18 protein-coding genes are annotated in these 17,957 nt (G+C 71.3%); 11 read left to right on the top strand and 7 right to left on the bottom strand.

The features are described 5' to 3' along the window. Positions 1-121: 121 nt before the first annotated feature. Together AC156L_RS39585 and AC156L_RS39580 are read right to left on the bottom strand one after the other, a co-directional pair. Positions 122-604: a helix-turn-helix domain-containing protein gene (locus tag AC156L_RS39585; protein ID WP_330876795.1), complete on the bottom strand. Its 483-nt coding sequence runs from the start codon at positions 602-604 to the stop codon at positions 122-124. Between the two features lie 382 nt (positions 605-986). Further along, positions 987-2,423 carry an LCP family protein gene (locus tag AC156L_RS39580; RefSeq protein WP_330876796.1) on the bottom strand — a complete coding sequence of 479 codons (1,437 nt, stop codon included), beginning with the start codon at positions 2,421-2,423 and terminating at the stop codon, positions 987-989. A gap of 19 nt (positions 2,424-2,442) precedes the next feature. Between AC156L_RS39580 and AC156L_RS39575 the strand changes: the two genes are divergently transcribed. Both AC156L_RS39575 and AC156L_RS39570 read left to right on the top strand, forming a co-directional pair. Then, positions 2,443-2,715, top strand: a complete 273-nt coding sequence (locus AC156L_RS39575; RefSeq protein ID WP_330876797.1) for a hypothetical protein — start codon at positions 2,443-2,445, stop codon at positions 2,713-2,715. A gap of 301 nt (positions 2,716-3,016) precedes the next feature. Beyond that, positions 3,017-5,983 carry a glycine--tRNA ligase gene (locus tag AC156L_RS39570; RefSeq protein WP_330876812.1) on the top strand — a complete coding sequence of 989 codons (2,967 nt, stop codon included), beginning with the start codon at positions 3,017-3,019 and terminating at the stop codon, positions 5,981-5,983. Positions 5,984-6,029: 46 nt separating this feature from the next. Here AC156L_RS39570 and AC156L_RS39565 read toward each other — a convergent pair whose 3' ends face one another. Together AC156L_RS39565 and AC156L_RS39560 are read right to left on the bottom strand one after the other, a co-directional pair. Further along, positions 6,030-6,632 (bottom strand): hypothetical protein, encoded by a 603-nt coding sequence (locus AC156L_RS39565; RefSeq protein ID WP_330876798.1) that lies wholly within the window; start codon positions 6,630-6,632, stop codon positions 6,030-6,032. Positions 6,633-6,689: 57 nt separating this feature from the next. After that, positions 6,690-8,441, bottom strand: coding sequence for a S8 family serine peptidase (locus AC156L_RS39560; RefSeq protein WP_330876799.1), 1,752 nt, complete (start codon positions 8,439-8,441; stop codon positions 6,690-6,692). 337 nt (positions 8,442-8,778) lie between these two features. Here AC156L_RS39560 and AC156L_RS39555 point away from each other — a divergent pair, with 337 nt between their 5' ends. Beyond that, positions 8,779-9,882 (top strand): sugar ABC transporter substrate-binding protein, encoded by a 1,104-nt coding sequence (locus AC156L_RS39555; protein WP_484407768.1) that lies wholly within the window; start codon positions 8,779-8,781, stop codon positions 9,880-9,882. 42 nt (positions 9,883-9,924) lie between these two features. On the opposite strand, the gene AC156L_RS39550 is transcribed toward AC156L_RS39555, so the two are convergent. Together AC156L_RS39550 and AC156L_RS39545 are read right to left on the bottom strand one after the other, a co-directional pair. Then, positions 9,925-10,695: a hypothetical protein gene (locus AC156L_RS39550; protein ID WP_330876801.1), complete on the bottom strand. Its 771-nt coding sequence runs from the start codon at positions 10,693-10,695 to the stop codon at positions 9,925-9,927. Between the two features lie 87 nt (positions 10,696-10,782). Beyond that, positions 10,783-11,139 (bottom strand): hypothetical protein, encoded by a 357-nt coding sequence (locus AC156L_RS39545; RefSeq protein WP_330876802.1) that lies wholly within the window; start codon positions 11,137-11,139, stop codon positions 10,783-10,785. Between the two features lie 292 nt (positions 11,140-11,431). Between AC156L_RS39545 and AC156L_RS39540 the strand changes: the two genes are divergently transcribed. The 6 genes from AC156L_RS39540 (at position 11,432) to AC156L_RS39515 (ending at position 14,544) form a co-directional block, all read left to right on the top strand. Next, positions 11,432-11,641, top strand: a complete 210-nt coding sequence (locus AC156L_RS39540; RefSeq protein WP_106192998.1) for a cold-shock protein — start codon at positions 11,432-11,434, stop codon at positions 11,639-11,641. Positions 11,642-11,790: 149 nt separating this feature from the next. After that, entirely contained in the window at positions 11,791-12,594 is an 804-nt protein-coding gene (locus AC156L_RS39535; protein ID WP_330876803.1) for a DUF4397 domain-containing protein, read from the top strand. Beyond that, entirely contained in the window at positions 12,591-13,127 is a 537-nt protein-coding gene (locus tag AC156L_RS39530) for a class F sortase (RefSeq protein WP_330876804.1), read from the top strand. Before AC156L_RS39535 ends, AC156L_RS39530 begins: the two co-directional genes overlap by 4 nt. Positions 13,128-13,170: 43 nt before the next feature. After that, positions 13,171-13,440 (top strand): hypothetical protein, encoded by a 270-nt coding sequence (locus tag AC156L_RS39525; protein WP_330876805.1) that lies wholly within the window; start codon positions 13,171-13,173, stop codon positions 13,438-13,440. Continuing rightward, entirely contained in the window at positions 13,437-13,649 is a 213-nt protein-coding gene (locus tag AC156L_RS39520; RefSeq protein ID WP_330876806.1) for a hypothetical protein, read from the top strand. Before AC156L_RS39525 ends, AC156L_RS39520 begins: the two co-directional genes overlap by 4 nt. A gap of 19 nt (positions 13,650-13,668) precedes the next feature. Beyond that, positions 13,669-14,544: an asparaginase gene (locus AC156L_RS39515; RefSeq protein WP_330876807.1), complete on the top strand. Its 876-nt coding sequence runs from the start codon at positions 13,669-13,671 to the stop codon at positions 14,542-14,544. Here AC156L_RS39515 and AC156L_RS39510 read toward each other — a convergent pair. Further along, positions 14,541-16,259, bottom strand: a complete 1,719-nt coding sequence (locus AC156L_RS39510) for an acyl-CoA dehydrogenase family protein (protein ID WP_330876808.1) — start codon at positions 16,257-16,259, stop codon at positions 14,541-14,543. The genes AC156L_RS39515 and AC156L_RS39510 overlap by 4 nt on opposite strands. Before the next feature lie 135 nt (positions 16,260-16,394). Here AC156L_RS39510 and AC156L_RS39505 point away from each other — a divergent pair, with 135 nt between their 5' ends. Then, entirely contained in the window at positions 16,395-17,504 is a 1,110-nt protein-coding gene (locus AC156L_RS39505; RefSeq protein WP_330876809.1) for a WD40/YVTN/BNR-like repeat-containing protein, read from the top strand. Further along, a complete protein-coding gene (locus AC156L_RS39500) occupies positions 17,501-17,785 on the top strand; it encodes a MoaD/ThiS family protein (protein ID WP_330876810.1) in 285 nt (94 codons plus the stop codon). Before AC156L_RS39505 ends, AC156L_RS39500 begins: the two co-directional genes overlap by 4 nt. The last annotated feature ends 172 nt before the right edge of the window (positions 17,786-17,957 follow it).

Here is a 17,957-nt window from a genome sequence, read left to right as displayed (position 1 = left end):
GTCCGCAACGGCAGACGGGCTGGGGAGGCTGGATCTTCGTTAGCGTTGTTAGGCAAGCGACTTCCTGCATTTGGAACGGGCGCGCCCCTGGTCACGGCGGCGAGTCTAGCGGGACGCCCGCCTACCTCCGCGCGGTCCCGCCCAGATCGCGCAGCGCCCGGATCAGCTCGACCGTGCTGAGCTGGCACAACTGCGCCATGTACTCCAGCGCGGGCAGGTCGAGGTGCACCTGCGGGGGCTGCCCCAGCGGCAGCGCGTGCAGCCGCCCCTGCGCCCAGCGCCGCAGCGGCAGCAGCTCCGGGCGTTCGTCGGCGACCACGGCGACGAGGTTCAGCGACAGGTGTCCCGTGGGCGCGTCCCCGAACACGCGTTCGTGCACGCGCGCCAGCACCTCGTGCGCGGGCACGGCCAGCGCCGCGCAGATCTCGACCAGCCGCACGACGGACACCTGGCGGGTGCCCAGCTCGTAGGTCGCCAGCGTCTGGAGCGAGATCTCGCTCTGGAGCCGGCTGTTCAACTCCTTGCGAGTCCATCCGCGCTGCTTGCGAAGGCTGCGGAGTTCATCGCCGAGCACGCGCTGGTACGCCGCTGTGTCGATCTGCACCGTCACTTCCTCCACCCGTTCACGTGGGGTGTTCGGCCCCAACGCAGAGGAAAGGTCGAATAAGTGCGTTGATTACGTGACTTGCCCGGTTTATCGCCCGATCGGGCTAACCGAGTAGTACCGTCAGTAGTCCTTTGGTGTTTCGTGCGGTCGTGGCGACGATGCCCGTTCGACGTCCGGAACTGCTGCGAGCAGTCCCGCTGGGCCGGTCGGCGGTGTGCCCCGGCCCACGTTCGGCGGCCGTTCCCCGGCTGCCCGGCCGGTCGTCCCCCGTGACCGCTGCTGCCCGTTTGGGGTCGAATAACCGACCGGCGCCGACCGCGGGGGCTCCCCGTCGGACCGGCGCCGGCTGTCGGGGGTCGTCATCCCGCCCCCGGCCGGGTCAGTTCACGCAGCGGACGCCGTCGGCCGTGATCGGCGCCTCGCCGGACGGCTGCTGCCGCCGAGCCCCGTCGAGCCCGATCCCCGCTCCACCGGCGAAGTTCTGGGCGCCCGGCCCCGAGTAGTCGGACCCGACGAACACCCGCACGTAGCCCGCCTGGATGTTGTTGTCCTGCTCGGTCTCCACGTCGCCGCCCAGCGCGGTGGCGACCGCCGCCGCGCCCTCGTCGCCGCCCTTGCCGAACCGCACGACGGAGGACTTCGCGTTGGACTCCGCGTTGGCCGCGCCGCCCGGCACGAACCCCTTCGCCGTCAGCGCCTCCAGCACCTGACCGGCCAGTCCCGGCACGCCGGAGGCGTTGCGGACCTCCACGGTCAGGGTGCCGTTGTCGAACGGCGTGGCAGGCGTCGAGGGCGTGCCGGAGGGCTTGGGCTCCTCGGTCAGGCCCTTGACGAAGCGTTTGACCTCGGCCTCGTCGATCTCGATGGCCTGGCCGTCCTCCGGCGTCTCCAGCTCGGGGTTGCCGGTCGGGATGGTCTGGAACTCCATCGCGCCGCCGGACAGGCTCTTCATCTGGTTGGCGAAGTTCAGGATGTCCCAGTCCTGGTCGAGCACGATGGACTTGGTGACCGCGTCGATCAGGTTCTTCGTCTTGGTCTGGTCCGACAGCACGCCCGCCGACAGCATCTTCTTCGCCAGGCCCGCCATGAAGACCTGCTGGCGCACGACCCGGTCGAGGTCGCCGCGCAGCAGGCCGTGCCGCTGCCGGACGAACGCCAGCGCGGCCTTGCCCTCGATGGTCTGCGGGCCCGCCGCGAAGTCCGCGCCGGAGAAGTCGTCCTGGGTGGCCTCGGTGAGGCACACGTCGACGCCGCCGATGGCCTTGGTGATCTCGTAGAACCCGACGAGGTTGATCTCGGCGTAGTGGTCGATGGTGACGCCGGTGAGGTCCTGGACGGTCGCGATGAGGTTCTTCGCGCCCTCCTTCTTGGACTGGACCGTGATCTGGGCGGCGTCGAGGCCGCCCTTCTCCGTCAGCTCGGCCGCGGCGTCGTTCATGCCGTAGGAGAACGCCGAGTTGATCTTGTGCTTGCCGTAGCCGTTCGCGATCTTCACGTAGGAGTCGCGGGGGAACGACATCGCGACGGCCTTCTTCCCGTCGTTCGGGATGTGCATGAGGATCAGCGTGTCCGTGTTCAACCCGCCGTCGTCGGTGCCGCCCGCCTGCAACTCGTCCAGGATCTGCTGCGGCAGCGGGTTGCCCCTGGCGTCGGTGCGGCTGTCCATGCCGACCATCAGGATGTCGATCGCGCCGTCGGCGGGCTTCTCGCCGCCCGCGCCTTCGCCGATGACGTCCGTGGTCGTCAGGTTGTCGGTGAACGACTTCAGGTTCTGCCACGCGTAGCCGGTGCCGAGCAGGACGACCACCGACAGCATCGACAGGATCGCCTTGCCGGTGACCGACGCTCCGCTCGCCGCCCTGCTCGGGGGCGCGGTGCGGCGGACCGGGGGGCGCGGCGTGCGTGCGGGGGCGGACCGGGCCGGGCGCGCGGGCTCCACGCGTTCGGTCGGCGCCGTGGCCGAGACGGGCTTGCGGCGCGGCGGCTCGACCCGGCTCGCGGGCTCGCCGCGCGCGGGCGGTGGGTCGGCGGGTTCGCGCCGGGCGGGCGGCGGCTGGCGGCGAGCCGGGCCGGGCCGACCGGCCCTGCCCTGGGGGCGGCCGGGCTGACCTGCGGCGGGTCGACGAGGAGGCACGGATCGGTCGCGGGGGTCGCCCCCGTCACCTGGCCGCGGCGGCCGCTTGTCCACACCCGTCTCCTACTCGTGAGCGCTGCTCCAACGGTCGCACGGCTACGCCACATAGGACGCCCGTACGGTCCGCGAGGTTGCGCAAAGGGTGACACAGGCGGGTGACGACCGTGGTGATACGGGTCGGTCGGCTACCTGACCAGCGCAGTCGCCCGTGCCCCGTCTTTCGTAGACTGCGACCGGCCCCACACCCCCCATCCAAGGTTGTCACCGTGCTGACCATGCAGGACGCGCTCCTGGCGCTGACCAAGTACTGGACCGATCGCGGCTGCATCGTCGTGCAGCCCTTCAACACCGAGGTCGGTGCGGGCACGCTCAACCCGGCGACGGTGCTGCGGGTGCTCGGTCCCGAGCCGTGGCGGGTGGCCTACGTCGAGCCCAGCGTGCGCCCCGACGACGCGCGCTACGGCGAGAACCCGAACCGCCTCCAGACGCACACCCAGTTCCAGGTGATCCTCAAGCCCGACCCCGGCAACCCCCAGGAGCTGTACCTGGGCAGCCTGGAGGCCCTGGGCATCGACATCCGGGCGCACGACGTCCGCTTCGTCGAGGACAACTGGGCCTCGCCCGCGCTCGGCGCCTGGGGCCTGGGCTGGGAGGTGTGGCTGGACGGGTTGGAGATCACCCAGTTCACCTACTTCCAGCAGGCGGGCGGCCAGACGCTGGAGCCGGTGTCCGTCGAGGTCACGTACGGCATCGAGCGGATCATGATGGCGCTCCAGGGCGTCGACCACTTCAAGAAGATCGCCTACGCGCCCGGCATCTCCTACGGCGAGGCCTTCGGCCAGGCCGAGTACGAGATGAGCCGGTACTACCTGGACGACGCCGACGTCGAGGCCAACAAGCGCCTCTTCGAGGAGTACGCCACCGAGGCCAAGCGCCTGCTCGACCTGCGCCTGCCGGTGCCCGCGCACACCTACGTGCTGAAGTGCTCGCACACCTTCAACGTGCTCGACTCGCGCGGCGCGATCAGCACCACCGAGCGGGCCCGCGCGTTCGCCCGGATGCGCGGCCTGGCCCGCGAGGTCTCCGGCCTGTGGGCCGAGCGCCGCGCCGAGCTGGGGCACCCGCTGGGCGTCGCCGAGACGCCCGCCCCCGCCACCGCGCCGACGGCGTTCGCCACCGTCACCGAGCCCGCGACGCTGCTGTTCGAGATCGGCACGGAGGAGCTGCCGCCCGCCGAGGTGACCCGCACGGTCGCCGCCGTCCGCGCGGCCGTGGAGGACAAGCTGGCCGCCACCCGCCTGACCCACGGCGCCGTCGAGGTGCACGGCACCCCGCGCCGCGTGGTCGTGCTGGTCGCCGACGTGACCCCGCGCGAGCCGGACGCCGAGCGCACCGTGCGCGGGCCGAAGGTGGCCGCGGCGTTCGACGCGAACGGCGAGCCCACCAAGGCCGTGCAGGGCTTCGCCCGCGGCCAGAAGGTCGAGCTGTCCGAGCTGGGCCGGGTGACCGAGAACGGCGTCGAGCACGTCGCGCTGGTCAAGACCGAGACCGGCCGCGGTGCCGTCGAGGTGCTCAGCGGGCTGCTGGCCGAGGTCGTGGCCGAGCTGCGGTCCGAGAAGAACATGAAGTGGAACGACCCGAAGCTGTCGTTCACCCGCCCGATCCGCTGGCTGCTCGCGCTGCTCGGCGAGACCCCGGTGCCGGTCGCCGTGTCCACGCTCCAGGCGGGCACGACCACCCGCGTGCACCGCACGGCCGCCGAGCCCGAGGTGGCCGTGACCGGTGCCGACGGCTACCTGGAGTTCCTCGCGGGCCACGGCATCGACGCCGACGCGTCCGTCCGCCGGGCCGCGATCGTCGCCGCGGCGACCGAGCTGGCGGCGTCCGTCGGCGGCACGGTCGACCTCACCGCCGAGGCCGGCGTGCTGGCCGAGGTGACGAACCTGGTCGAGCGGCCGACGCCCATCCTCGGCGGCTTCGAGGAGCGCTACCTCGAACTGCCGGGCGAGATCCTGACCACGGTCATGCGCAAGCACCAGCGCTACCTGCCGGTGCGCGGAGCCGACGGCGAGCTGCTGCCGCACTTCGTCGCCGTCGCCAACGGCACGATCGACGTCGACCGCGTGCGGTCCGGCAACGAGGCGGTGCTGCGCGCCCGGTACGAGGACGCCGCGTTCTTCTGGCGCGCCGACCTCAAGACGCCCCTGGAGGACATGAAGGCGGGCCTGGCGAAGCTGACGTTCGCCGACAAGCTCGGCTCCGTGGCCGACCGCGCCGAGCGGATCGCCTCGCTGGCGGCCACGCTCGCCGGTCACGTCGACCTCGGTGGCGGCGAGGCGACCCTCAAGCGCGCGGGCGACCTGGCGAAGTTCGACCTCGGCTCGCAGATGGTCATCGAGCTGTCCAGCCTCGCGGGGACGATGGCCCGCGAGTACGCCCGGCGCGCGGGGGAGACCGACGAGGTCGCCCAGGCGCTGTTCGAGATGGAGCAGCCCCGGTCCGCCGGTGACCCGCTGCCCGCTTCGACGCCCGGCGCGCTGCTCGCGCTGGCCGACCGGTTCGACCTGCTCGCGGGCCTGTTCGGTATCGGGGCCAACCCGACCGGCAGCTCCGACCCGTTCGGGCTCCGCCGGGCCGCGCTCGGCGCCGTGAGCATCCTGCGGGCGTTCCAGGGGCTGCGGGCGATCACGCTGCCCGTCGCGCTGTCCGCGGCCCGCGCCCAGCTCGGCCTGGACGTGCCGGAGGAGACCGTCGCGGCGGCCCGCGAGTTCGCCGTCCGCCGCTACGAGCAGGCCGTGCTCGACGCCGGTCACGACCACCGGTTCGTCAACGCGGTCCTGCCGCTCGCCGACGCCCCCGCGGTCGCCGACGAGACGCTGGCGCAGCTCACCGAGCTGGCCACCGACCCGTCGTTCGGGGAGCTCGTCGCGGCGCTCCAGCGCGTGCGCCGGATCGTGCCCGCCGGCACCGCCGCGGGCTACGACGCCTCGGCGTTGACCGAGCCCGCCGAGGTGGCCCTGCACCGGGCGTTCTCCGGTCTCGGCGAGCGCCCGGACGGCCTGGCGGCGTTCGCCGCCGCCACGGCCGTGCTCACCGCCCCGATCAACACCTTCTTCGACGAGGTGCTGGTCATGGCGGAGGACCCGGCCGTGAAGGCGGCCAGGCTCGGGTTGCTGGCGTCGATCCGCGACCACGCCGCGCCGGTGCTCGACTGGCAGGCGCTGGGCACCGCGCTGGCCTGACCACGCAGGCCCTGGTGCGCGTCGCGCCGTGACGCGCACCAGGGACCTAGGGCAGCCAGGACAGGGCCGCCGCGAGCAGCAGCAGGGCGACGGCGAAGACGGCGAACGCGCAGCCCCAGACGGCCGTCGTGGGCTCCTCGCGCCGGTTGAACGGCTTCCACAGCGCGTACACGCCCACCGGCACCAGGACGGCTCCCGCGAGCGTGCCGAGGAAGCCCACCTGGAGGCCGGTGTGGTAGCCGTGGTCCAGCGGCGGCGAGTTGACGTCGATCGGCATCGTGGCCAGCGCCGACACGCCCCACACCCCGAGCACCCACGCCAGCCGGACCCGCGTCCTCGGCAGCAGCTCGTCGCGGATGACCAGGAAGAACCCGACCGCGGCCACGAACCCGCCCACGGGCAGCCAGCCCGCGATGACCGCCAGCACCGGCACCGGGTCGACGAGGTCGCTGATCGCGGGCGCGATCCAGTACCAGAACGCGGGCACCAGCCCGATGAACGCGAAGACGCCCAGGGTCGTCCAGAGCGTCACCTTGCCCGCGGACCACGTCTGCCGAGGCTGCCGTCGCGGCGTGCAAGGCCGGGCGTTCCGCGCCTGCACCTGCCGCCGCTGCTTGCGCCGCCTCTTCTGAGCTGCTGATTTCGCCACGGCCGGAGTTTACGAAAGGGCCCCCGGCGCACCGGGGGCCCTTCGCGGTGGAGCGGACTAGAGGAAGTTGCCGCCGCGGGTGACCGCGCCGTAGGCGTCCACGATGCCGTAGCCGTAGAAGCCGTTGAACCTGGTGTCACCCTCGCAGGTGGCGTCGAACTCGGCCGAGCGGCCGACCGGCACGTACGACACGGTCCTGGGGGCCGGGCACGCGCGGGCGGTGGCGGTCCTGGTGAGGACCTTCTCCACCTTGGCGGGCGCCAGGGTCAGGGTGCCGGGGTGCTTGGCGTCCCGCTTGCCGTACTGGCTGACGATGAGCGCCGCGACGCCGGCCGCGTGCGGGGCGGCCATCGAGGTGCCCTGGAGGAACTGGTAGTAGCCGCAGGTGGTGTCCTCGCAGGCCTTCTTGACGCCCGCGGTGACACCGGCGGCCGTGATCTCGCCCGCGGCGTCGATCGCGCCGTCGGCCAGCGCCACGTTGCGCGGGTACGTCGACAGGACCAGGTTCTCGTTGGTCCGGTACCAGTCGGTGCCGAGGCCGTCGCGGAAGTACCCGCCGGGGGCGGCCACGGAGGCCTGCTCCAGGCCGTAGTTGGAGTAGTCGGCCTTGGCGGTCGACGGGCCGAGCGCGGACACGGAGATGACGTGGTCGCCCTCGGTCGGCAGGTTGAGGCAGGTGGCGTTGTCGATCACGCGGTCGCGGGCGTGGCCGGGCGGGTAGTTCGGGCTCGCCACGTCGGTGCGGGGCTTGCCGAGGTCCTCGTGGTTGTTGCCGCCCGCGCCGATCAGCGTGACGCCCTTGCGGTGCGCGTAACCGAGCGCGCGCTGCACGGCGGCGATGATCGCCTTCTGCTCGATCTGCTCCTCGGCGCTGTCGGCCGGGTTCGCCGCGCAGTTCATGTACCAGGGGTCGACGTAGAACGACATGTTGATCACGTCGAGGCCGATGTCGGCGCCGTAGGTGAGCGCGTCGACGACGGGCTGGAGGAAGAACGAGCCCGCGTCCTGGCCGCCGCGGATGTTGACCAGCGACACGTTGGGGGCCACACCGGAGACGCCGAAGCCGTTCGCCGCCGCGCCGATCGTGCCCGCGACGTGCGTGCCGTGGCCGCCGTCGTCGTGGTTGGCGGGGTCGACGCAGCCGCGGAACTCGCACGGGCCGTCGAACTCGCCGCCGTCGGAGTCGTTCGGGATGTCGATCGTGAAGTTGCGCGACAGCGCGTCGTTGAAGTTCGGCGCGATGTCCGGGTGGGTGCCGTCGACACCGGTGTCCAGGATGCCGACGTAGACGCGCTTGTCACCGGCCTGCTTGGCGCGCGCGATGTCCGAGCGGACCATCTTGAGGCCCCACAGGTCGCCGTCGAGCGGGTCGAGGCCTGCCGTGTTCGCGCCGTTCTTCTTCGGGGAGGCGTTCGGCGTCGTGGTCCTGTTCTCGGACTCGACCTCGGCGCGCTTCACCTGCTCCCGCGTGACCTTCGGCTGCGCCGGGGAGTGGCCGACCGGCTTCACGTGGGCCGCGCCGAGCACGGAGTCGGAGGCCGACACCCGCTCGATGAACCCGGACGCCGGGGCCTTCACCGTCAGCACGCCCACGGCGTCGTTCACGCGGGTGACCTCGCCGCCCGCGGCGCGGATGTCCCCGATCGCCATGTCGCGGTTGCGCCCGTCCTCCAGGATCACCGTGTAGTCGGTGGTGCCCTGCTGGACGGCCGCGGCGGGGGCCCCGCCCGCCGTGTGCGTCCCCGCGGCCAGCAGGACCACCGTGGTGGCCACCACCAGCGCCGAAGGAACGATCTTCCTTGTTCTCACCTGTGTTGTCTCCTCACACCCGAACCGCGACGAGGTCCCCGACCCCTCGTCAAGGGCGACACCCTGACACACATGTGCGGCCCGCGTCAGCGCCGTTGGTAGGGGTCTTCTCGAAACACCGAAGAAACGAAAAGTAGTCGTTCACGTGCGCTCCGTGATGGCGCTTCCGGGGAAAGCGCTGCGCGGCCGTCGCGAAAAAGGTTCAGACCGCCCGTCAAGATGTGCTTCTTTCCCACCTGTGCGCACGTGAGACTTGACGAAAGCACCTCCGGCGGTATGAACTTTCGCATTCTCATATTTGGGGTCACAGACGACTTCAGTTGCAAGGGACTGGCGAATGCGAAGACTTGCACGTGCGGCCTCATGCGGTCTTTTGGTGCTGCTCGTCGCGTCCTGTGGAACGGCGCCCGACGACCGGACCGGCACGACCGGTCTGTCCAAGGCGAAGCCCACGGTCGGCGTGATCCTCCCCGACCGGACGTCCTCCGCGCGGTGGGAGGACCAGGACCGGCCCCTCCTCGCCCAGGCCCTGGGCTTCGCGGGCATCGAGCCGATCATCGAGAACGCCGAGGGCGACGAGGACAAGTTCGCGAGCATCGCGGACGACATGATCAAGCGCGGGGTCAAGGTCCTGATGACCACGCCGCTGAGCCCCGAGGGCGGCGCCGCCGTCGAGCGCAAGGCGCAGGCCGCCAAGATCCCGGTGATCAACTACGACCGCGTCACGCTCGGCGGCACCGCCGAGTTCTACGTGTCGTTCGACAACATCGCCGTGGGAGAACTGCAGGCCGAGGGCCTGCTGTCCTGCCTCGGCGACAAGCCCGGCGGCCAGATCATCGAGATCCAGGGCGCTCCCACCGACAACAACGCCACGCTGTTCGCCGACGGCCAGCGGCGCAAGATGGGGGCCAAGTACGACTCCGGCGCGCTGAAGCTGGTCAAGAGCCAGGCCATCGAGCAGTGGGACCCGGTCATCGGGAAGCAGCAGTTCGAGCAGATCCTCGACGCCAACGCCGACAAGGTCGACGGCGTCATCGCCGCGAACGACGGCCTGGCGGGCGCGGTGATCGAGGTGCTCAAGGCGAAGAACATCCGCGTGCCCGTGACCGGCCAGGACGCCACCCTGGCGGGCCTCCAGGCCATCCTGCGCGGCGAGCAGTGCATGACCGTCTACAAGCCCATCAGGGACGAGGCGGAGGCGGCGGCCCGGCTCGCCATCGCCGTGGCCAAGGGCGACCTCGAAGGCGCGGACGACCTCGCCACCGGCAACCTCCGGGACCTGGTCGCCAAGCGCGACGTGAAGTCGGTGCTCCTGGGTGCCGACCTGATCACCAAACCGACCGTGCGCCGTCTGGTGGCGGAGGGTGTGGTCAAATCGTCGGAGCTGTGCGTGAACGATCTTGTAGCGATCTGCGCAGCGAACAACATCGTTATCAATTAACCCAGCCGCGATTGCTCCGGTGAAAGCCGGGGCAATCGCCGCTTAATCCGGTAGATCATGACGACCGGAGATGAACTCCTGGATCCTGATCTTCATCCGAATGAGTGGTTGTCGGACGCGGGCTTCCCTCCGGTAGGCCCGCCGGAGTTTGCGGGAATCGTCCGCGTACCTCCACCTGGCCCACGGCGAGCCGGGCCTCGCGAGCCGGATCGCCCCGATCTCCGGCAGCACCGGCACCAGCAGGCCGAGCAGACCGGTCCAGATCTTCCCCTTCAGCAGCGCGACGATCGCGAAGCCGATGTTGACCAGGATCGCGAGCAGCCGGAGCAGCACGGCGTCGCCGCCCGTCTGGCCGGGCGTCAGGAAGTCGTCGTAGCCGAGCGGGCGCGCGCCGAGCAGCAGCAGGCCCGTCATGCCGATGGCGAGGAACACCGCGTCGACCGAGAGCCTGCCGTTCTTGGTCCAGTAGACGTCCCTCAGGTGCAGGATGAGCGCGAACTCGTCCAGCACCAGCGCGGCCCCCACGCCCAGCAGCGCGGCGGCGCTCAGGCGCAGCCAGTGCACGTCGTCCGGCGCGGCCAGGCCCGCCACGCCGCCCACGAGCATGAAGACCGTGCCGAACACGACGTGGTGGATGTGCGTGCCGCCGGGCGTGATGTTGCCCGGCCACCAGCGCACCTTGGCGCGGATCAGCCGGACGCTGATCCGGATGAGCACGAACGTGACGACGAGCCCCACGAAGAAGAACAGCAGGCGCTCGCTGCCGGAGCTGACCAGGTCTGGGCCCGCCGACCGCGACAGGGGAACCGACACCGCTGGTGATCCCTTCCGGTGCGCACTGGGGAAATGGACATTACGCCCACGCGTGCGGAGCCCGGTCGGTTCGGTCCGGTCGCGGGCCTAGAAGTGCACGTTGCCCTGGATGTCGCCCGCCTGGAGCAGCTTGCCGTGCACGTCGCCGGTGAGCTGGTTCGTCACCCGGCCGCGCTGCTCGACGGTGGCGGAGTGGCCCCAGTGCCCGCGCAGCCGCTCGCCGAACTCGGGGTCCTGCCGCTCGGCCCGCTCCAGCGCCTCACCCAGTTCGGCGACCTCGGGGGAGTCGGTCGCGTCACCCTCGGCCGCGGCCCGCTCGGCGGCGTCCAGCAGCTCGGAGGCGTCGGGGTCGTCCGCGAACTTCGCCCGCACCAGCTCGTAGAGCCCCTTCACGGCCCTCGTGGCGACCGCGGCGGCGATGGACAGCAGGACCGGTTCGGGCATGGCGGCGCTCCTCGGGCTCGGTCGGCGGTGGCGGTGGACCCGTGGGTGTCCACGTGCGTCGCAGAGTGACCGCGGATAGCCCAGCGTAGCAGCCGGAGCGGTCGAAAAATCTCGGCTCGACGCGCGGAGGTCCCCCGTGGTTGACTGTCCGAGGTCGTAAAAGTTTCTGTGTTCGTGTTTGACCACGCTCGCGGAACGACGTTGCGGGCGCGAAGCTTTCCTCCGGGTCAGGCGGAAGTTGCCGCAACTGCGACTTCGGTCCCAGCGCACCTGTTAGAGGAGAAGTAGCAAGATGGCTGTAGAAGGCACCGTGAAGTGGTTCAACTCGGAGAAGGGCTTCGGCTTCATCTCCCCGGACAACGGTGGCGCCGACGTGTTCGTGCACTACTCGGAGATCCAGACCAGCGGCTACCGCAGCCTGGAGGAGAACCAGCGCGTGGAGTTCGAGATCGGACAGGGCCAGAAGGGCCCGCAGGCCCAGTCTGTTCGTCCGCTCGGCTGATCCGAGTCTCCTGACTCATCGAGTCCCCAGGACTCGCGAGAGCCGCCAGCCCCACCAGGGGTTGGCGGCTCTCGCTTTCCCGTTCCCGACGCGGCGTCCGCGCAAGGTACCGTCGAGATCGTCATCGGACCTGCGGAGGGAGGTGCGCGGTGCGCGCTGCTCGTGCTGCGGTGGTCCTGTTCCTCCTCCTCGCCCTGACGCCCCCGGCACACGCCGCCACGGGCACCTACATCCGGTTGGCCCACCTGGCGGCAGGCACCGGCAGCCAGGACATCACGCTCATCCCCACGGCGGGCACCGCCGTGCGCACGACGGGGGTCGACTACGGCGACCTCCTGGACTACCGGCGGGTCGAGCCGGGGAACTACACCGTCGAGTGGCGGCCACTCGGGTCGGACCCCGGCGTGAAGGCGACCGCCAGCACGGTGGTGAACGCTGGTCAGGGCAGGGCGTACACGGTCGCAGGCCTCGGCAACGCCGACCGGCTCGCCCTGAAGGTCCTGGACGACGACATCACCCTCCCCGGCAGCGGCCAGGCCAGGATCAGGATGATCAACGCGGCCCCGCGCGCCATGTCCGCCGACCTGGTCGACGGGGGCACGGCGATCGTGAAGCAGGCCGTGTACGCCGAGCCGACGCTCTACGCGTCGATCGCCCCGGAGACGACGGCGCTCCAGGTCGTCCCCCGCGGGGCCGAGCCGGTCACCCTGACGGCGGCCATCGAGCCCGGCGGCGTGTACACCGTGGTCGTGCTGGAGCTGGACGGCGAGGTCACCGCGACGATCCGGGCCGACGCGAAGGCGTCCGAGGTCGTGCCCGGCGGCGGCCAGGAGACCGGCTGGGGCGGCATGGCCGACGGCGAGGGCTCGACCGACTGGCCCGTGGTCCCGTTCGCCGCCGTCCTGGTGTGCGCGGCGGTCCTGTGGTCGCGGCGCGACCGGGTCGTGCCGTGAGCAGGGGCAAGATCGCCCTCGGGATCGGCGTGCTCGTGCTGGCGGCGTACGCCGTGAAGCCCGGCGGCGACGAGGCCGTCTCCGCGCCCCGCCCGGTGTCGGTGCGCATCCCGTCCATCGCCGTCGACAACGTGGTCACCCAGACGACCGTGGACGCGGCGACGGGCGTGCTGGTGCCGCCGGAGCGGGCCGACGTGCTCGGCTGGTTCGCCGACGGGGTCGCGCCCGGCGACGCCGGTCCCGCGGTGATCGCGGGCCACGTGGACTCGAAGACCGGGCCGGGCGTGTTCTTCCGGCTGGGCGACCTCAAGCCCGGCGACGAGGTGTTCGTCGAGCGCGCGGACGGCAGCGCGGTGAAGTTCCTGGTGGACCGGACGTACTCGGTCGAGAAGGCGGCGTTCCCCACCGACCTGGTCTACGGCCCGACCCCGGCGTCGGAGCTGCGGCTGGTGACCTGCGGCGGCACGTTCGACCAGACGGCGAGCAGCTACCGCGACAACGTGATCGTCGAGGCCGTGCTCGCGCGCGCCTGAAACCGTTGACCTGCCTCGAACCGGACCGTTAGCCTCGGTTTTCGTGCGTTGGACAACGTTGTCGGTGGTCCTGCTCGCGGTGGCGGGCTGTTCCGGCGGTGGGTCGGCGGTGCCCGGTGGCGGCCCGACGTCGGCGGTCGACCGGCTGCTGGCCAAGGCCCCGGTCGCGGCCGACCTCCCCGCGGGCTCCGCGATGGCCAGGATCAGGGAACGCGGTGAGCTGCTCGTCGGCGGCTCGCTCGACGCGCCCCCGCTCTCGCAGCGGGACCCCGCCACCGGCGAGCCGACCGGTTTCGACGCCGACCTCTGGTGAGCCAGACCGTGGGGCTGCTGAAGGACACCGCCCTCGGGTACGTGGTCAGCTACCTGGAACTGCTCCAGAGCGGTCGAGGGCTGGCGAACCTCAACCACCTGCTGATCCAGACGTTCCTCGTGGTGGCCCTGGTCTACCTCGTGGTCACCGCCTCGCTGTCCGCGCTCGCCCGGCACCTGGAGGCCCGAAGTGCACGTTCCGCTCGCTGAGGTCACGAGGTCGGGTTTCGTGGAGAGCAGGCACTTCGGCAGCGTCGTCGGGCTCGACCCGTCCGGCGCGGTCGTGCTGCGCCGGGGACCGGTCGACGACCCCGTGCTGCCGCGGTCGAGCGCGAAACCGTTCCAGGCCCTGGCGTGCCTGGCCGCCGGGGCGCCGCTGAGCGGACCGGCGCTGGCCATCGCGGCGGGCAGCCACACCGGTCTCGACCGGCACGTGGAGGTGGTCTCGCGGGTGCTCGCCGACGCGGGGCTGACGGCCGACGCGCTGCGGTGCGTCGAGTCGTGGCCGGAGGACGAGCCGACCCGCGACGCGCTGATCCGGGCGGGGGAGGAGCCGTCGAGGATCAGGATGAACTGCTCCGGCAAGCACGCCGGGATGCTCGCGGGCTGCGTCGCGTCCGGCTGGTCGGTCGACGACTACCTGGAGCCCGCCCACCCGTTCCAGGAGCTGGTGCGCGCCGGGGTGGAGGACCTCGCGGGGGAGAGGTCCACGCACACCGCGGTCGACGGCTGCGGCGCGCCGCTGTTCGCGATGACGTTGACCGGGCTGGCGCGGGCGATCCGCGGGCTGGCGGGGACGCCGGTCGCGGACGCGATGCGGGCGCACCCGGAGTACGTGGCCGGGCCGGGGCACGTGAACACCGAGGTCATGCGGCTGCTGCCCGGCGTGCTGGCCAAGGGGGGCGCGGAGGGCGTGCTGGTGCTGGCGACGGCCGAAGGGCACGCGGTGGCGGTGAAGGTGCTCGACGGCAGCCCGCGCGCCACGACGGCCGTCGCGCTGGTGGCGTTGCGGGACCTGGGTTTCGACGTCTCGGCCGCCGCCGAGCACCTGAGCGTGCCGGTGCTCGGCGGCGGCCGTGAGGTCGGTCGGGTCGTGCCGGTCTAGGGGCGGGTCTCGTAGGCGCCGGACAGCGCCTTGACCTGCTCCCACACCCGGCCGAAGCGGGTCTCGTCGACGACCGGCTTGCGGACCTGGCCCAACGCCCAGGCCTGCTGCGCGTCGGTCGAGGACGCCTTGCCGTGCAGGGCGACCGCGTACCCGGAGAAGTCGCGGACCAGGACGTCGAAGACCTGGTCGAGGACGTCGCGGTCGACGCCGGACAGCTCCGCCTGCTCCAGGACGAGCTGGCCGTAGACCACCAGCGTGAACAGGTGGCCCACGTTCAGCAGGAAGTCCAGGTCCTTCTGCTGGTCGGCGTCGGGCGCGGCCGTGGTGAGCAGCGTCTTGAGCGCCGCGGCCTGCTCGTGGAACCGCGCGACGTTCGGGACGTCCGAGAACGCGCGGTAGGGGACTTCCCAGTCGCTGAACCGGATCTGGCCGAGACCGCGGGCGGGCCCCTGGCGGAAGAAGAACTCGTCGTCCGCCGCGTCGTGCCGGGTCGGCACGGGCGCGTACTCGGTGGGGTTGAACAGGTAGTTCGGCATGAACTTGAGCACCAGGGCCAGGTTCACGTGCACCGTGCCCTCCAGCTTGGGCAGGGCCCGGATGTCGCGGGCGGCGCGCGCGAAGTAGGTGTCCTTCTCGAAGCCCTTGGCCGCGATCACGTCCCACAGCAGGTCGATCACCTGCTCGCCCTCGCTGGTCACCTTCATCTTGGTGATGGGGTTGAACAGCAGGTAGCGGCGGTCCTCGGGGGAGGCCGAGCGGAAGTAGTCCACCGAGCGGTCGGAGAACAGCTTCATCGCGACCAGCCGCGCGTAGGCGTCGACGAAGCTCTGCCGCACGTGCGGGAAGTCCGTGACCGGGTTGCCGTAGAGGATCCGGTTGTGCGCGTGCGTGATCGCCTCGTAGAACGCGTGCTCGCTGATGCCGATCGACGCCGTGCACAGGTTGAACTTGCCGACGTTGACGGTGTTCAGGGCGGCGCTGAACGCGTCGGCGCCGCTGTGCAGCAGGTCGTCCTGCCCGATCGGGTAGTCCTCCAGGCGGAACTCGCTGACGAACATCTGCGAGTCGACCACGTTCCGCACGAGGTGGAAGTGCTCGTCCTGGCTGTCCACGGCGAAGAACACGTACCCGTCGGGGCCGTCGACGTCGGCGCGGCGGCCGAAGACCGACACCATGCCCGCGACGTTGCCGTTGCCGATGTAGTACTTGCCGCCGTTGGCCTTGAACGTGCCGTCGCCGTTGGGCGTCAGGACCATGTCGGTGGAGTAGACGTCCGCGCCGTGCTCCTTCTCCGACAGGCCGAACGCGAAGACCGCGCCGTCGTCGAGGAGGTCGGCCGCGCGGCGGCGGGCGGTGGCGTTGTCGCTCATCCAGATCGGCCCGAGGCCCAGGATCGTGACCTGCCAGGCGTACCAGTACTGGAGGCCGTAGAAGCCGAGGACCTCGCTCAGCGCGGCGTTGCGGGCGGCGTCCCAGCGCTTGTCCGGGTGGCCGTTCGCGTCGGCGGCCGGCGTCTGGAACGTCGCGAACAGCTTCTCGCGCTTCACGAAGTCGAGGAACTCGGTGTACCAGACCCGCTCCTGGTCGTCCTTGGTGAGCTGCCGCTTCCCGCGGTCCTCGAACCAGTCGATCGTCGCCCGCAGCAGCCGCCTGCTCTCCTCGTCGAGGTGCTTGGGGTCGTAGCTGTTGGGGTCGAACAGCGAGTCCGCCACCGTGGCTCCCTTCGGGTCGTGTCCGCTCCGCCGCACGCTACCAGTCAGTAACTTAAGCGGGTGGGTGCCGGAGTCCAGGAAATTGTCAGACCCCCGGCGTAGCGTGCCGGACGTCACACTCGGGAGGTGGGATTGATGGGCGACAACAAGGACGAGACGGTTCTGCTCGCCATCGGCACGCGCAAGGGGCTGTGGCTCGCGACCAGCGAGGACGGTCGTCGGAGCTGGTCGATGAGCGGCCCGCACCACGCCATGACGGAGGTGTACGCCGTGGCGATCGACACGAGGGGCGCCGTGCCTCGCATCCTCGCGGGCGTCACCAGCGAGCACTTCGGTCCCAGCGTCTCGACCAGCGACGACCTGGGCCTGACGTGGCAGGAGCCCGACCACGCCCCGATCTCGTTCCCCGAGGGCACGGACACCTCGCTGGCCCGCGTCTGGCAGATCGCGCCCGGCCCCGAGGCCCACCCCGAGGTCGTCTACGCGGGCACCGAGCCGTCGGCCCTGTTCCGCTCCACCGACGGCGGCCTCACCTACTCGCTGGTCGAAGGCCTCTGGAACCACCCCCACCGGCCGGACTGGTTGCCAGGAGGCGGCGGTCAGGCCGTCCACACCGTCCTGCCGCACCCCACCGACGCCGAGCGCGTGCTGGTCGCCATGTCCACCGGCGGCGTCTACCGGACCGCCGACGGCGGTACCACGTGGGCCCCCGCCAACACCGGCGTCAAGGTCAGCTTCATGCCCGACGAGTACCCGGAGTTCGGGCAGTGCGTCCACAAGGTCGCCACCAACCCGGAGGCCCCGGACCGCCTGTACCTCCAGAACCACCACGGCGTCTACCGCAGCGACAACGGCGGCGACACGTGGGAGTCCATCGCCGACGGCCTGCCCACCGACTTCGGTTTCGCCATGGCCGTCCACCCCCACCGGCCGGACGTCGTCTTCAGCTTCCCGATCGAGGCGGACGCCCGCCGGTTCCCGCCCGGCGCGAGGTGCCGCGTCTACCGCACCGACGACGCGGGCAAGTCCTGGACTGCCCTCTCCGAGGGCCTGCCCGACGAGGGCTTCTACAGCTCGGTCCTCCGCGACGCCCTCTGCGTCGACACGGCCACCCCGGCGGGCGTCTACTTCGGCTCCCGCACCGGCGAGGTCTTCGCCAGCGCCGACGAGGGCGACCACTGGCACCGCGTGGCCGAGCACCTGCCCGACGTCCTCACCGTCCGAGCGGCGGTGATCCGGTCATGAGAGTCGTCGTCCTGGTCCCCGGCGTCCTCAGGTCGGTGGTGAACGGCAACGCCAAGCTGGAGCTGGACGTGGCCGAGGCAGCCACCCTGGGCGCCACCCTGGACGTCCTGGCCGCCCAGTACCCGCTGCTCGACCGCCGGTTGAGGGACGAGCGGTCAGCCTTGCGCCGCTACGTCAACTTCTACGTGGACGGCGAGGAGTGCCGCCGCCTGGCGGGCACCGAAACAGTCCTCCACGACAACTGCGAACTACAGGTCCTCCCATCGGTAGCAGGCGGCTGACCACACCCCCTGCCACAACCCCCTGCCCCAGCCTCCCGCCGGCCGGACCGCGGAGTCCTCCGGCCAGCGGGAGCGGGTGGCGGATGCCGTGTGCACTCCCGCCGTCAGCGGGTCCGCGGGTCTCTCCGAAGCAGACCGGTAGCCCACGGCATCCGCCACTGCCTCCTCAGGC

The organism is Umezawaea sp. (assembly GCF_057122925.1).
This window is presented reverse-complemented; position numbering and strand designations above follow the sequence as displayed.